This is a genomic window from Natronogracilivirga saccharolytica, from assembly GCF_017921895.1.
GTDB classification, from domain to species: domain Bacteria; phylum Bacteroidota; class Rhodothermia; order Balneolales; family Natronogracilivirgulaceae; genus Natronogracilivirga; species Natronogracilivirga saccharolytica.
In genome coordinates, this window is record NZ_JAFIDN010000006.1 from 97,646 (window position 1) to 112,631 (window position 14,986).

15 protein-coding genes are annotated in these 14,986 nt (G+C 47.2%); 1 reads left to right on the forward strand and 14 read right to left on the reverse strand.

The genetic code is table 11. From position 1 onward, the window contains the following. Positions 1 to 74: 74 nt before the first annotated feature. From NATSA_RS08985 to NATSA_RS09005, 5 genes are all read right to left on the reverse strand, one after another. Positions 75 to 1,349, reverse strand: coding sequence for a PAS domain-containing protein (locus NATSA_RS08985; RefSeq protein WP_210511839.1), 1,275 nt, complete (start codon positions 1,347 to 1,349; stop codon positions 75 to 77). A gap of 262 nt (positions 1,350 to 1,611) precedes the next feature. After that, positions 1,612 to 2,433, reverse strand: coding sequence for a diadenylate cyclase CdaA (gene cdaA / locus NATSA_RS08990; RefSeq protein WP_246481766.1), 822 nt, complete (start codon positions 2,431 to 2,433; stop codon positions 1,612 to 1,614). A gap of 88 nt (positions 2,434 to 2,521) precedes the next feature. Further along, positions 2,522 to 3,418: a dihydropteroate synthase gene (folP, locus tag NATSA_RS08995; RefSeq protein WP_336244701.1), complete on the reverse strand. Its 897-nt coding sequence runs from the start codon at positions 3,416 to 3,418 to the stop codon at positions 2,522 to 2,524. A 38-nt stretch (positions 3,419 to 3,456) separates the two neighbouring features. Continuing rightward, on the reverse strand, positions 3,457 to 3,789 hold the full coding sequence (fdxA, locus tag NATSA_RS09000; protein ID WP_210511841.1) for a ferredoxin FdxA: 333 nt from the start codon (positions 3,787 to 3,789) through the stop codon (positions 3,457 to 3,459). A gap of 155 nt (positions 3,790 to 3,944) precedes the next feature. Continuing rightward, complete coding sequence (locus tag NATSA_RS09005) at positions 3,945 to 5,153, reverse strand: alkaline phosphatase family protein (protein ID WP_210511843.1); 1,209 nt, start codon at positions 5,151 to 5,153, stop codon at positions 3,945 to 3,947. Between the two features lie 246 nt (positions 5,154 to 5,399). Between NATSA_RS09005 and NATSA_RS09010 the strand changes: the two genes are divergently transcribed. Beyond that, on the forward strand, positions 5,400 to 5,864 hold the full coding sequence (locus tag NATSA_RS09010) for a BAPKO_0422 family outer member beta-barrel protein (RefSeq protein WP_210511845.1): 465 nt from the start codon (positions 5,400 to 5,402) through the stop codon (positions 5,862 to 5,864). Positions 5,865 to 5,923: 59 nt separating this feature from the next. On the opposite strand, the gene NATSA_RS09015 is transcribed toward NATSA_RS09010, so the two are convergent. The 9 genes from NATSA_RS09015 to NATSA_RS09055 form a co-directional block, all read right to left on the reverse strand. Then, positions 5,924 to 7,171 (reverse strand): response regulator, encoded by a 1,248-nt coding sequence (locus tag NATSA_RS09015; protein WP_210511847.1) that lies wholly within the window; start codon positions 7,169 to 7,171, stop codon positions 5,924 to 5,926. 113 nt (positions 7,172 to 7,284) lie between these two features. Then, entirely contained in the window at positions 7,285 to 9,444 is a 2,160-nt protein-coding gene (locus NATSA_RS09020) for a DUF349 domain-containing protein (RefSeq protein WP_210511849.1), read from the reverse strand. A gap of 219 nt (positions 9,445 to 9,663) precedes the next feature. Then, the gene (locus tag NATSA_RS09025) at positions 9,664 to 10,449 is read right to left on the reverse strand and encodes an SDR family NAD(P)-dependent oxidoreductase (RefSeq protein WP_210511851.1); all 786 of its coding nucleotides are present in this window, start codon (positions 10,447 to 10,449) and stop codon (positions 9,664 to 9,666) included. 113 nt (positions 10,450 to 10,562) lie between these two features. After that, positions 10,563 to 11,402 carry a mechanosensitive ion channel family protein gene (locus tag NATSA_RS09030; protein WP_210511853.1) on the reverse strand — a complete coding sequence of 280 codons (840 nt, stop codon included), beginning with the start codon at positions 11,400 to 11,402 and terminating at the stop codon, positions 10,563 to 10,565. A gap of 177 nt (positions 11,403 to 11,579) precedes the next feature. Next, positions 11,580 to 12,074, reverse strand: a complete 495-nt coding sequence (locus tag NATSA_RS09035) for a Dps family protein (RefSeq protein ID WP_210511854.1) — start codon at positions 12,072 to 12,074, stop codon at positions 11,580 to 11,582. A gap of 71 nt (positions 12,075 to 12,145) precedes the next feature. After that, complete coding sequence (locus NATSA_RS09040; RefSeq protein WP_210511855.1) at positions 12,146 to 12,862, reverse strand: RluA family pseudouridine synthase; 717 nt, start codon at positions 12,860 to 12,862, stop codon at positions 12,146 to 12,148. A gap of 33 nt (positions 12,863 to 12,895) precedes the next feature. Next, on the reverse strand, positions 12,896 to 13,444 hold the full coding sequence (locus tag NATSA_RS09045) for a tetratricopeptide repeat protein (protein WP_210511856.1): 549 nt from the start codon (positions 13,442 to 13,444) through the stop codon (positions 12,896 to 12,898). 35 nt (positions 13,445 to 13,479) lie between these two features. Beyond that, a complete protein-coding gene (locus NATSA_RS09050) occupies positions 13,480 to 13,836 on the reverse strand; it encodes a hypothetical protein (RefSeq protein WP_210511858.1) in 357 nt (118 codons plus the stop codon). 111 nt (positions 13,837 to 13,947) lie between these two features. Further along, entirely contained in the window at positions 13,948 to 14,796 is an 849-nt protein-coding gene (locus tag NATSA_RS09055; RefSeq protein WP_210511860.1) for a zinc-binding metallopeptidase family protein, read from the reverse strand. Between the last annotated feature and the right edge of the window lie 190 nt (positions 14,797 to 14,986).

A 14,986-nucleotide genomic window follows, 5' to 3' on the forward strand; every position in this document is an offset into this window, starting at 1 on the left:
ACGCAGCTTCCGGTTGCAGATTTTAATCAGGCATGCGGAAAGCAGGCAGGCAGACGGGTTCCTGAATACGTTAATCAGGAACGACCATTCCCGGCACTCTCTTCCTGTCCCTTTTTCACAAGAGCTACGGCCCCTTTGATATCAAAAGTATTGATCTCAACAGGTTTGGCATAGTCCATTACAGGAATTTCTGCTCCGTTCTTACTGACCAGCCGGTATTCGGTACACATTGACCGCCCGTCAATCACTTTCTTCAAATGCTCAACCGCTTTGGCCTGATCATCTGGATGAACCAGCTTCTTCCATCCTTCGTGCCCTTCGCACTCTGACGGATCATAACCGGTGATATTCTCCAGATCTTCTGACAACCAGCGGAACTCCGGCGCCCCAGCTTCGCTGAAACTGAGACCGTATTTGAAATCGCTTTTGGTGTTGAAAATGCGGCTGAAGTCCTGATTCCGCTGGTACAATGTCTTCAAAACCTTTTTGCGAAGAGAAATATTACTGACTTCCATCCGCATTACTTTTTCTGTTTTGAGCTCCAGCGGCTTGATGGTAGCTTCCACCTGAATCGGCAATCCGCTTTTGTGCTCAAAAATAAACCGGTAGTCAGACTGTGTTTCAAAATTGGCATCCCAAAGCTCCTGAAAGCGTTCCTTGAGAATAGCCCCGTGTTTTTCGGGCATTATCTCCCAGACTTTCATTTTCTGGAGCTCTTCCTTCTCATAACCGATCAGCTCCTGCAAAGATTTATTGGCAAACCTGATGGTACCGTCGCCGGCAATATCCAGAATAGTTCGTTTGGACGTCTCATAGAAATCATCCATTTCCACTTTGCTGTCCACGAGGGTCTGCTCAACACGTTTTCTTTCGGTGATATCATGCTGATAAGAAACCCAGTGGGTGATTTTTCCGCCTTCATCAACAAGAGGATGGATATCCCATTGATTGATGAACTCAGATCCGTCTTTGCGGTAGTTCACGGTTTGTCCGAAGAACGCCTTGCCTTCAATCAGGTTATCTTTCAGACGATCCAGCGTTTCACGATCAGTCTTGGGACCCTGTAAAATTCTCGGCGTCTGCCCGATGACCTCCTCTTTTTTGTATCCGGTCATTTTTTCAAACCCTTGGTTAACGTACACAATTCTGGGTCCGGGGCTTTCCAGGTCAAGTTCTGTTATTACGATGGATTCATAATCATTTCTGATGGCGGCTTCAAGAAGTGAAAGCTCTTTCTTTGCCTGATCTCTTTCTTCAATAATTTCTTCAAACAGATCCTTTAATGCCTCAACAGACTTCTCGTCTTTGGCATGAGCGCGAATTATTTTTATAACTTCAAGGATATCCATATTCAAATTGCAGTATTAGTATAGGTTTATGTGCACAGGATTGCAATGCAATAATATATGCGGAACATACTGTAACAATTAGAGCAATTTACCATTCATATACATGGCATAAATCCACTCTATCAAAACAATAATTCCCGGACTCCCCGAATCGTTCCAATATTTTTATTTTTTTCCATCCGCAGCATTTGATTGCATTGCGAAGCGAAGTCCGTTCTGCCGGATCAAAAATTGAACCCTGCTATTCCTCAAGCTGACTGAGTCAGGAGCTTTCCAGTTCCGACTGACGGAAGCTGGACATCTCCGGATCTTCATCAGACTTCTCTCCCAGGTGTTTTTGCATTTCATAACGCAGTTTCTGAATGGTCATGCCACTGGTCAGGGCTCCGTTCTGGGCAATCGACACCCGCCCTGTTTCCTCTGATACCACAATAACCAGTACATCGTTCACTTCACTGATTCCCAGCGCTGCTCTGTGCCGCGTGCCAAAAACAGATGAAATATTGGGGTTCTGACTTATCGGGAGATAGGCGCTTGCCGCTACAATCTTGTTATCCCGTATTATTACAGCACCATCGTGCAGAGGTGTTCCACGGTTGAAAATGGTAAGCAGCAGCTCGCTGCTTACAGATGCATCCAGTTCCACACCTTTGTCTACCAGATCATTCAGTGTCGCACCCTTCGCAAAAACGATCAGTGCTCCGGTTTTAGAACGTGAAAGAGATTTCACCGCCTCTATTACCTCGTCAATCACCGAATAGGATCCGCCACGGTCGAAAAATTTGTAGAGACTGGTATTCTGACCAATGTTGTACAGCAGTTTTCGGATCTCAGGCTGAAAAATAATAATTACTGCAAGAATACCGACATCCAGCAGACGTCGCAGAATAAAATTAATTGTGGTAAGTCCGAACAGACTCACAGCAGCATTGATGGCAAAAACGATGACAAGTCCTATCACAACAGGAACGGCGAATGACCCGCGAATCCATCGGTAAAGCAAAACGATGACCATCGCTATTATCAGCGTCTCAATGAAGTCTTTCAGGCCGAATTCCAGAAATCCGAATGGTAAGATTTCCAACGTGGTATCTGTTGTGAGAGGTTGCGGGTAACAGGAAACAAGATATCAGAAGGTTTTGAAAGTGCCCCGGAAGTGCCGCAACAGCCGGTTATCTGATGTTTCTTACCGATCTGTATATGTTGATGCCGTCAACGGCTTCGCGGACATCGTGCACACGCAGTATATCAGCACCCTGCATAAGTGCATGATAATGAAGCGCCAGTGTCCCGGCAAGCCGCTGGTCGACCGGGCGTTCACCGCTGTCATCAGCCAGAACCTTCCCGATCACCGACTTCCTGGAAGCTCCGATCAAAACCGGATACCTCAATGCTTTAAAGGTATTGAATTGTGCAATGATTTGCAGATTGTGATTTACAGTTTTTCCAAAGCCAATTCCCGGATCAATTACCACCTGCTCAACTCCCCTCTTTCCGGCCATTTCCGCCTGTTTTTTCAGAAATCCCGCAATTTCTCCAATGACATCACCGTACTGCGGACTATGCTGCATAACTTTCGGAGTTCCGCGGCTGTGCATGATAACCAGTATCGCTTCGTACTCAGCAGCAAGGTCTGCAAGCCGGGGCTCTTTCTGAAGGCCGCTGACGTCGTTGATCATCTGCACGCCATAATCGAGAGCACGCCGGGCCACCTCATATTTTGTCGTATCGATGGAAAACATCGTTGACGGAAAAGTGCGGACGACCTTGCCTATCACCGGTATCACGCGATCCAGCTCCTCTTGTCCGGATACCGGTTCCGATCCCGGGCGGGTAGACTCGCCCCCGATATCCACAATAGCCGCGCCCTCCCTGATCATGCGCTCTGTGCGCCTGGCTGCTTCATCTGCTCTGCTGTAAATGCCTCCGTCAGAAAAAGAATCGGGGGTCACATTCAGGATACCCATGGCTGCAGGGGTATCAACCTCGACAAGCCCGGAAGCAGCAAGCGCCTTGCCCTTGAGGACAAAGCGCTTGTCAGAAATATCACCGGATTCTGTATTGGGCACAGTTTATCCTGATATATGCAACATGATTGTGACCGGTGCTACTGTCCCTCAATCATATCGACAGTTTTCTCTTTCTCAGCCCACTCGTCGGCATCAGGAAGAGGATCCTTCTGCTCGTTGATCACCTTGTCATCCCAGAGTTCGGCCAGACGCTCGTTCAGCTCGATGTAGTGCTCCCATTTTTCAGGAACTTCATCGTCCGGGAAGATGGCCTCTACCGGACACTCAGGCACACAGGCGTCGCAATCGATGCAGTCATCAGGGTGAATGGTGAGGAAGTTCGGACCTTCCCTGAATGCATCAACAGGGCAAACTGTGACACAATCGGTATATTTGCAATTAATGCACGGTTCTGCTACTACGTAAGTCATGCGATATGTCCTTGGCTTGGTTCTTAATTTCGTTTTGAGCTGATGACCTCAGCCAAATACTGCTTTATTATTACTCTTGCGGCAATTGCAGGGCAAATTATCTGAAATATAAGTCAGATTCAATCCAAATAACCTTTTGAAGCTTCTCAAAGCTGTCATTCGAGCAAAAAGTGACGGACCTCTTCCAGTGATCCGTCGTTATTCGCGGGCTCCAGATCCAGGATATGACATACCAACTCGTAGATGTGAATCAGTTCAAAAGGTTCAACGTGCAGCGCTTCATGGAAATCCGGTCCTTTCGCCAGAAAGAAGGTCTGCATTTCCGGCTCACGGTGATCCCATCCATGATTCCCCGCCAGTACCCCCCTGCGCTCAAAAAAGGACGTACTGGTGATCGCCCAGGGCAAATCCGCAACCATAATGATCTCCGGGGTCCTGCGATGATTTCCGATACGGAACTCATCCGGCAGCTCATCACGGTAATATACCCGGTAATTTTCTTCGTTTTCCTTCAACTGATTGTAAACGGTTTCCCTCTTGCCTTCATCCGGACGAATCATCGAGACGGGTCCCCATCCGACTACATGCACATCATCAAGATCTATGATTTCATCCAGAAAAATCACCTTGTCTTCGGACTGGGCAGCCATGCCATGGTCAGACACAATGATTATATTGGTTGATTCTTCAAGTCCTGTACGCTGAAGCTCGGACATCAGATACCCCATGTCTTGGTCCATGCCGGCTATGGCGCGGGTAACCTCTTCACTGTCCGGACCATGACTGTGTCCCTCGGAGTCCGGACGGCTGAAATAAAGTGTGACAAAATCCGGACGGGTTTCATCATCAAGCGTAAGCCAGGTGATAACCGAATCAATACGCTGTTCATGAGGCAGGGATCCGTCATAATCATTCCAGCGAGTCGGCCGCACACCTTGAATTTCGGCTTCACTGCCGACCCAGAACATGGAGGCGGTACGCACACCCTGGTTTTCGGCTGTAACCCATAGCGGCTCGCCCTCATACCACCGGCCCTTGACCAGTTCTTCACGGTTTCCCAGGCTGAAGGTGGCATCCCATTCCGGGTCATACATTGTATTTGACAAAATCCCGTGATTTTCCGGATAGAGTCCGGTGACGATGGAGTAGTGATTGGTGAATGTCAACGTTGGAAACACGGGAATCATGTGTTCCGCTTTTACACCCCGCTCAACCATACGATCAAAATTGGGTGTTTCGGTGCGATCCAGATACTCGGGCATGAAACCGTCGATTGAAATAAGTATGACGGCATTTCGGTCTTCTGCCGGTGCGGCACAAGATATGGCAACTACAAATAACAGAGTGTAGAGTATTCGTTTCATTGGCTGATTCAATTTGAATTTTTGGGGCATTTTATATTAAAACGGCATTCAGGCGGATATGTTCCTGCCGTGCCATGGGATATCTAATAATACTAATTTAAATTCAACTACCCATCCGGAACAGGGTTTCTGTTTTACAGTACCCGCAGAAATCACTTTCGGTTCTGCACTTTTTTTGGATATCTTGGTCACAGGCGACATACCGAAAGGTGATCCTTGCCAAAAATGACAAAAATGAGAGTTCCTATGAAGTCTGTCTTATCAATTGCCGCAATTATCATTTTCCTGACTGCTTTCAGTATGCCTGCCAGCAGCCAGGATTATCAGAGGAGCAGGGGTATCGGTGTAATACTCGGTGATCCGACAGGCATCAGTGTAGCTTACAGGGTCTCACAGTCAAATGCTTTTTCGGGTGCTGCCGCATGGCACCTGAGAGACAATCCGAAGCTTCATCTTCACCTGGATTATCTTTTTTACAGATTCAACATCCTGGAAGTGGATCGGGGAGAACTGCCTTTATACTTCGGTGCAGGGGGAAGACTTCGGTTTGACAGTGACAACAAGCTGGGCGTACGGTTTCCTCTGGGCATTGCATATCATTTTGACAATGATCCCTTTGAGCTGTTTCTGGAAATTGTGCCTATACTGGAGCTGGTTCCGGAAACATCATTTACCGGGAACAGTGGTATCGGAATCCGGTATTATTTTTAGGATACCCGTACCCGGTGATTCATCTGATTCGACCTGGCCTGGCATGCTGATGAAGGCAATCAGGCAGGAAAACGAAATACCTTGCCCTCCCGGGCCAGTTCTACGTGCGTATCAGTGCCCCTGGCCATTTCCTGGGCTTCTTCCTCAATCCGAAACAGATCATCGTCAACCAAATCCGGACCAAAATGGGTCAGGATCAAATGCTTGACTCCATTCTTTATGGATCGTTCGACCACGATTTCCCATGCAGAATGACCCCATCTTTGTTTATGCTGATACTCCTCGTAATCGAACTGGGAATCGTGAATAAGAACATCCACCCCTGAAACAAAGGAGTCAAATTGCTTCAGGTAGGCATAGCTTTTCCCTTTGGAACTGCTTTCATCTTTGGTACTCAGCTCATTATCCGGTGCAAACACGAAACTGCGCTTACCAATCTCAAACTTGTAAATTGCCGTTTCAACGGGATGATTAGCCGTTATATGCTCCACACTATACCCGTCATAGCGCTGCAAACCCCGGGTCTGGGTCAGATACTCCAGATCAGCCTTGAACATGTGAGAGGTTATGGGGGAATATGTGTACGACATCTGGTCAACCAGCACTTCCTTGGTTGAACCGGATATCTGCTGCGGCATGTGAACCTGAAACTTGTTTCCTTCTTTATAAAGCGGCTTGAAAAACGGAAAACCCTGAATATGGTCCCAGTGTGCATGGGTCAGGAAAATCCGGCCCTCACAGTTTTCAACGCTTTTATCAACTTCATCACCAAGCACCCGCAGGCCGGTCCCGGCATCAATGATGAGCATTTTTTTCTGACCGGGAATCTTTACCTGAAGGCATGTACTGTTGCCGCCGAATTCCGCATATTTTGCGCCCGGACATGGAACTGATCCTCTCACACCCCAGAACGTGAGTTTTATGGACTCACCGAGTATTTCATCGATTTTTTCAGTGAGTTTACTGTACACCATCGGTTTGTGGAAGAAATCCGTCACTCCGGACTTCATGGCCACTTCTTTTTCGACAGGGTAATCGCGTCCGGTAAGTACCAGAATGGGAATTTTGTTATAGTCTTTGTCATCCTTCAGGGTCTTGCACAGGTGAAGACCGTTGCCGTCCGGAAAATGCAAATCCATGATGATCAGATCGGGCCTGACCTGCTTTACGCGATCTATCGCTCCCTCGAATGTATTGTGCTGATAAAAAACATACCCCTTTTTTTCAAGGAATGATCCGACAAGATCACAAAGTGTCAGATCATCTTCGATCATCAGTATCTTGACCTCTTTTTTTACTTTAGCCATCGCCTGATTTTTATCTGCCTAGATCATAGGGATTTAGGCGCAATTTATATTTTTTTTACTTTTATTTGAAATTTGTTTTATCAACAGGAACAGTGCCAAGGTTGCGTAAAATCTTACTCCTCCTGATCCCTTCTCAACTGTTCCAGCTTTTCCTGTTTTTTTTCAAGTTTTTCCTCTGTTTTGTCAATTTTTTGCTGAATTTCATCAATCAGGACATTGCCTTTGCCTCCCGGATTTATGAACGTCATGGTATCTTTATATTTCATGATCTCCTCATGAAGTTCATCGCACTCTTTTTTCAAACGAAACAACTCGGATCGCCGTGATTTATCTGCAGAGGAAGCACGTTCAGCATTTGCTCCCTTTCCTTTTTCCCGCAATCGCTGATAGAAGGTGTCGCATACCTCCTTATAATCTTTATCAATTTTACTTTTCTTTCTTAACGGCACGAAACCGACTTTCTTAAATTTTTCCTGCAACTCTTTGAACTGATCAACTGCTTTATCCGGCTCTTCCGACCCGGCCAGTCTGGAAAGTTCATCAATAACCTTGCGCTTCTCTTCAAGATTGGCCTTTTGTTCTTCGCGAACAGACTTGTAAAATTCATTCCTGTTTTCATAAAATGTGTCCATCGCTTTTTTAAAACGATTCCACACTTTCTGGGCCTTTCTTCTGGGTACGGGTCCGGTCTCCCTCCAGGTCTCCATCAGTTTCTGCATGTCAGATGCAGCTTCGGTCCAATCCGTCCGGTCCCTGATCTCCTCTGCTTTTTCACATAAGGCTGCTTTCTTTTCGTAATTCTCTCGCTCCTGTTCACGAATAGTATCAAGATTCCGGCTTTTTCTTTCGTTGAACTTGCGCGTAGCCTCATTGAAGCGTTCCCACAGCTCGTCATTTTTCTCTTTGGGAACAGGGCCGATCTGCTTCCACTTCTTATGGAGATTGTTCATTTCTCTGACTGCCACCGCCAGATCATCATCCTCAAGCAGTTTTTCTGCGGTTTCACAAAGCGCAGTTTTCTTCCGTATATTTTTCTGCGTTTTCTTACGGAAGGCCTTGTTGTACTTCATCTTTTTTGCGAAGTACTCATCTCTGACGGTTTTAAACTTCTCCCAGACCTGGTCTGCCTGCTCTGCGGGAACCCTTCCAATTTTTTTCCATTGCCGTGACAGCTCCTCCATCTCTTTATCCGTCTGCTCCCAGTTCTCTGAATCCTCTCCGAGAGATGAAACTATCTGCTCCATTTTTTCGAGAACGGTGAGTTTTCCGACAAGATTTTCTTCCTCCTTTTGAGCTCTTTTGACAAGAATCTCCACTTTCTTGTCATTGAACTCTTTCATCAAATCTCTGAACTTTTTCTCCTGTTCCTCACTTTCACTGTCGTTGGGAACATCCTTGATGTCTTCCCATTGATTATTGAGCTTATTAACCTCCCTGAAAGCCTGCCACCGTTTTTTATCGATAACATCCTGAAGCTTGTCCAATATTTTTGCACGTCTGTCAAGATTCTGACGCTTCCGCTCGCGGCGCTGCTTCTGCCAGTCTTCCTTTCTTTTGGCAAATTCTTTTTCCGCAGCCAATCTGCGTTCCAGCAACTCGGGGTAGCTGTCTTCCGATGAAAGAGTTTCATCCGCCTGCAGAATTTCTTCCCATTTGAAGCGAATGTTATCCAGTTCATGCTGCACAAACTGCCAGTCACTTTGCCCGGACAATGACTCGGCTTTTTCTGTCAGTTCAGCCAGTTCAGACACCGGCTCCGGGTAATCAGCAGCCGGCTTAAGCTGTTTTTCTTCGTCTTTCTTTTCACTTTCAGGTTTTTCAGTTTCGGCTTTTTCAGTATCAGGCACTTTTTTATCAGCATCCCTGTCATCCCCGCTTTCTCCGGTTTCGGGGGTCTCTTGTACTTGCTCAGCACGTCCGGCATCGGCCGGTTCTTTATCAGAAACTGACTGTTCCGGGGGCCGGGACTCTCCGGATGCTTCATCAATTTTCCCCATCAATGCATCAAAGTCGCCGATAGCTTTGGCATTTTTCACTTCTTCCCGAAGAATTTGCAGTTTGCTGTTTCGCTGTTCCGGATCTTCCATATTAGTTACAGTCCGCAGGCATGCATCTACATATTTTTCAAGACCGGAAAACATTCTGGTGAAGTATTGAACGGCATCATCCTGGTGCTCCGGGTCAGCTTTTGATAACTCCTTGCCCTCAAAGTATTTATTGTCTATCTGAATGATCCGGCCGTCACTGGTAATCTTTGAATATTCTTTTTCCATTGATCAGGAACAACTACAATTAATAACTAATAGTTAAATCTCTAAAACTACAATCGGCATGTACTTGTGAGACAGTACCGGCTAAATTACTCAATCCGTACTGGTTACAGTTTTTTATCAGCTTTGGAAAAGTGATTAATAACAGCATATCAGAATAACAAAAAAAGCCGGAATAGTAAATATCGCGGATGTTCTTCAAAAGTGGACTTTGTTTTTAAATTATTTTTTCATCGCAACTTCCCCGATTACAAGGCCCAGACGCACAGGAAGCCACTTGCTTAGCAGATAGGGTATGCGCAAAAAGGACCGTGATAATTGCAGGGATCTGTTGCGGACAAGCCCCCGCAGGCCTTTCAATGCAACCTCCTCCGGATTCTGCGGTAATCTGAATGCGGTTTTTCGCCTGTCAACCCCGGCCCGGGACATAAACTCCGTCCTGACCGGACCTGGACATAAAACGCTGACATGAACGCCGGTACTCCTGAGCTCCCTTCGCAGGCTCCTGGAGAAGTTGATAACAAATTGCTTGGTAGCGGAGTAAACGGAGAAATAGGGAATCGGAAGAAATCCCGCCATGGAAGACACATTCAGCACCCCGCCTTCCCCTCTGCGGATCATATCAGGCAGCAACAGGCGGGTAAGGCTTACAAGTGTATTCATATTCAGCTGCATCATCTGCTCATACATCTCCACACTGCCATCCATGAACAAGCCGTTAAAACCGAAACCGGCATTATTGACAAGGATATCAATTTGCAAACCCTTTTTACCGATATCCTCAACCAGCTTCGCCGCACTCTCCGGTTCAGACAAATCACATGCTATGATGGTTACATCTGATTTGAATTCCCTGCTTATTTCGTCAGCCAGTTTTTCAAGGCGATCTTTCCTTCTTGCGGTTATAACCAGATCTGCCCCGTAAGATGCCAGCAGGCGGCTGAAGGATATGCCTATCCCCGAAGACGCACCGGTGACCAGCACCGTCTTGTTTTTATAATACTCCATTGGGATGTATTTATGTATATTTGCGAACAATGTGCCGGATGATCACCTGCACATTCCTTCATGTTCATGCAGCTTGTCGTGCCCGGACCGGCACCGCGGTTAACGGAAAGCGGCTATTTCCCGCCATTTTTCTGAAACAGATGCACATCTCTTTGAGGGAACGGAATGGTAATCCCACCCTTGTCAAATCTCTGTTTGATGTCCTTGGTAAGTGCAAGCCTGGTAGCCCACCAGTCCGGTCCCTTTGTCCATGGCCTGACCAGCAGATCAACAGAACTGTTGCCAAGTTCGCCAACCGCAAGCAGGGGCTCGGGATCTTTCAAAACACGCTCATCTGCATCAAGTGCCTCCTGGATAATTTCAAAAGCCTTGTCGATATCATCGGAATAGCTGATACCAAACACCATATCGACCCTTCGAAGCTCATTCCTTGAGAAGTTTTTGATGTTTGCCCCCCAAATATTCGAATTCGGAACCAGGAGATACACATTGTCGAGCGTATGCATTTTTGTCGTAAACAGGCCGATCTCATCCACAATACCCATCGTCCCTCCGGCATCTATAAAATCACCTACATTAAACGGGCGGAAGGTAAGCAGCATCACACCGGAGGCCACATTGCTCAGGGTTCCCTGCAAAGCCAGGCCAATTGCAAGTCCCGCCACACCAAGCAGGGCAACAAGGCTTGCCGTTTCAATGCCAAACTGCCCGAGAACGGCAATCAGTGTAGCAAACAGAATAATAATTTTCGCTGCTTTGGCAATAAGCGGAGAAAGTGTGTTGTCTATGCGCTCCGATTTGTCGCATGCTCTGAACACCCGTTTGCTGACCCAGCTGGCCACAAGCCAACCAACAATAAGGATGACAATAGCACCTAATACGTTTAGTCCGTAGGGAACGATTTCCTCTACGATCATCTCTGCAACTTCCCCCATTTCACTGTTTATGCCCATGATTTCTCCTGTGTTACGTAATTAATGGATACGAATCTCTTTTCCGCAAGCCCTATGGACAAGGTAACTTTGTCTGTTTTCAGAATTTACGTTATTTCCGCCGTTAAAAAAAAAGGGCAAACCGTGAAAAAAAACGGCCTGCCCTGAAACTGCAATGCTTACGGTCTGTGCAGATATTTACTGAAGATGGCTGCGCAGCATCCATGCCACTTTCGAGTGATTTCTCAGTCGCTCGGTCACCAGGTCAAGAGACGCCTCATCACCTGCTTCTTCGCACGGACCCAGTGCTTCTCTTGCTGTGCGGATGAGAGTTTCATTTGATTCCTGAAGTCTTTTTACCATGACCTCTGCACTTGGCACATCCTCTTCTTCTTCGATGCTTGTTATCTTGGAATACGCTTTGAATGAACCCGGAGCAAAATGTCCCAGTGTCCGGATCTGCTCGGCAATGGCATCAATGGCTTCCGCGAGCTCGGTATACTGCTCCTCAAACAACTCATGCAGCGGCTGGAAATTCATACCCGTCACATTCCAGTGATAATTGTGCGTTTTCAGATACAGCATATATGAGTCGGCAAGCAGACGATTCAAAGCCGCTGCAATCTTCTCACGATGTTCATCAGTTAGTCCAATATTTATGCTCTTATCCGTCTTTTCCAGTACAGTGCTCATAATTATCTCCTTGTTTTTAACTTCGGTTGGCTGTTACACACTCCAACGATAGCGAAAAACTTATCGTTCTGTCAACTCTTCCTGTAATAGACTATCAGCCGCTGAAAGTCTTTAGGCCACGGTGCGGTAATTACTACTGTTTCTTTTGTGCCGGGATGTACAAATTCAAGACGCGAAGCATGCAGCGCCTGACGGTCAATAAGTTTCTCTTCCTGCTCGTCTGATGCATAGTGCCGGTCGCCTACAGTAGGGTGTCCCACTTCAGCAAACTGAACGCGGATCTGGTTTTTAAGTCCGGTCACGAGTGCGACTTCCACCAAACTGGTATTTTTGAACCGCTCTGTAACCCGGTACTTCAGCCGTGCCTCGCTTGCTTTCGGATCAGACTTTGGAACAATAACATTGCGGAACCCCTCTTTGATCCGTTTCATGTGATGGACCAGCTCGCCTTCCGGCGGATCCGGCACACCGCGGATCAATGCCAGATATATCCTGCCCGGCTCGTGGTTGCGAAACTGCCGGATCAGATCCTTCCTGGCCCGCGGGTTTTTTGCAAACAGAACGATCCCGCTGGTAAATCTGTCAATGCGGTGCACCGTCCAGGCCTGCTTCTTCTGTTTCCGAAGGTAATCATCCAGCCGCTCCTGCAGATTGGCCGACTTCATCCCGGGAATCGGAACTGTCAGAATCCCTGCCGGCTTGTTTACGGCAATGACATCCTTATCCTCATAGAGAATCTCGGCACGTATACGCGGGGTGAGTCTTACATGCTTTTTTTTTGATTTCATGCTACTTTGTATCCGTAATGCATTATTGCCTTTTTATCTGCCGCCCGACTCCAGTTTTTTCAGAAACACCCTGCTTTCTTCGTCATCGGGAAATTTCGCAATACAGTTCAGCATGACAATTTTTGCCTCATTTAATTTTTTCTGATGAACCAGCACAGCGGCAAGATTGCGCATTATCAGCGGCGTTTCCCCGCCATGGTCAATGCTTCTGCGGATTACTGATTCTGCTTCCCCATACTTTCTCTGTGCAGCCAGTGCATCAAACAGTTCATTTAGCAAGCCTACATGTTCAGGCCAGTATTGCAGGGCTTTGCGGTAGGATGACTCAGCCTGACTCCAGAATCCAAGCAGGCTGCATACCGATCCCATCATGAAGCGGCAGAACGCCTGATCGTCACCGGTTGTCTGCTCCTGGTAATCAACAAGCTGGTCGCCTATCGCCCGCAGTTCATTCACAGCCTGATGCAGCTTTTTTTCGTCACCCTCCGCATCGGCCGCATCCATCTTCTCAGACAAATCAACGATCTCTTCCGATAACGCAAGAAGTGATTCTTTTAGCGATGATGAGTTCCCACTGGCCATGTAACCGGAGTTATGAGCAAATCAAACCGTCCGGATCAGATGCTGATATCGACATCGTGTACGTCCCGAAGGATCTGAACGGCATTCTTGTCTTTGTCCTGCATAACGCGATGTTCCAGATTGGTAACCAATCCCGGCCGTGCTTCTTCAAATGCCTCGGTTTTTGCCTGATCCGGGGTTGTAGTGCGCAACAGCACGTAGATTTTGTCTGCCCTGATAACACTGTACAGTCCGTCCTCATTAAATGCATGTGACCTGAGCTCTTCGTACTTCTTGAAGAGATCAGAAAACGCATGTGAGTCGCCTGCTTTGTCAATAATTTCAACATCGTCCGGACCTTCGGCACTGAGTGGAATATGGCAAAGGTAAAAAAACTTGTCCTGGTAAAGCATGTTTGTCTACAGTATGACTTTAGAGTTTCGGAATTGGTTAAAAATGCGTTGCGGTTGTTTTGGAACCGGCAGACATGCCCCGTAACATACGAAATTATGCGCGAAAATCCGTCACTCAGTTCGTTCAAGCCAGCGTTCCAGGATGCGGATGACCCGCGCAATGTCCTCCAGATGCACCGCTTCGTTTATGGTATGGTAGGGATAAATGGCCGGTTCGATTGCCAGCGAGGGAATTCCGGCGCTCTTGTCCCGGTTCAGCTCTGCCCCGTAGTGAAGATAGTCGTTGGTATTATTGGATACGAACAGATCCGGATCGATTTCGGTCAGCTGGTTTCTTACGACATCAGTACGTTTTTTCTCCGGGTCCCCGGGTTCGCACCCGGTAAAATTCCAGTGTTCGCTGTACAGGGCCACTCCTTTCTTCTCTTTGAACAACGGAGTGGTGTCCACAGTGATCACCGCTTGCGGCAGCATGTTTTCTGATATCAGGAACCGGGATATGCGCTCAGCGCCGATCCCGTGGTGCAGGCCTTTGCCATCGTTTTTAAGCAAATGCGGATGGTGTTTGAGTCCGTAACTCTCCTCCATTTCGGAAAAGAGCAGATAAAGCGGAGGGAATGAACGCTTTTCAGCAAGTATAGCCAGCCAAATGCAGATGGCCAGCCCTGCAGTGTTATCCATCTGCCCCGTCACCCTGGTACCATCATCATGAAAAGGCAAACGGTCAGGAGGGGATTCACCAAAATGGTTGATCTTGTCGAGATGGGCAGTCAGTGCCACCGGTTTCACATCACGGTTTCCCGGCACGGCCGCAACCAGGTTGTTATCCGGAACATGATATAATTCAGACCCCGGCACCTTCTCAAGCAACTCATTCATTAACGGATGAAGGCGATCCTCGTACGATGAAAAAGAGGGAACTGCGGCAATTTTCTCAATAATTTTAATAATATCATCCATTTTGAACATGCTGGCTTCTGCGTTTACGGGTTCAACTCTGTGACCGGCAGTGGATAATAATACCGGTGTGGCTATTTTGTCAAAAATAGAGTAACGTTCTGCATCGTTTAAATTAGTTAACAATGTTAAGTTGCATATCTTCACGGCCGGGCGTATTTTCGTGATCGACCGTGTTCCGTGAACATTTTCA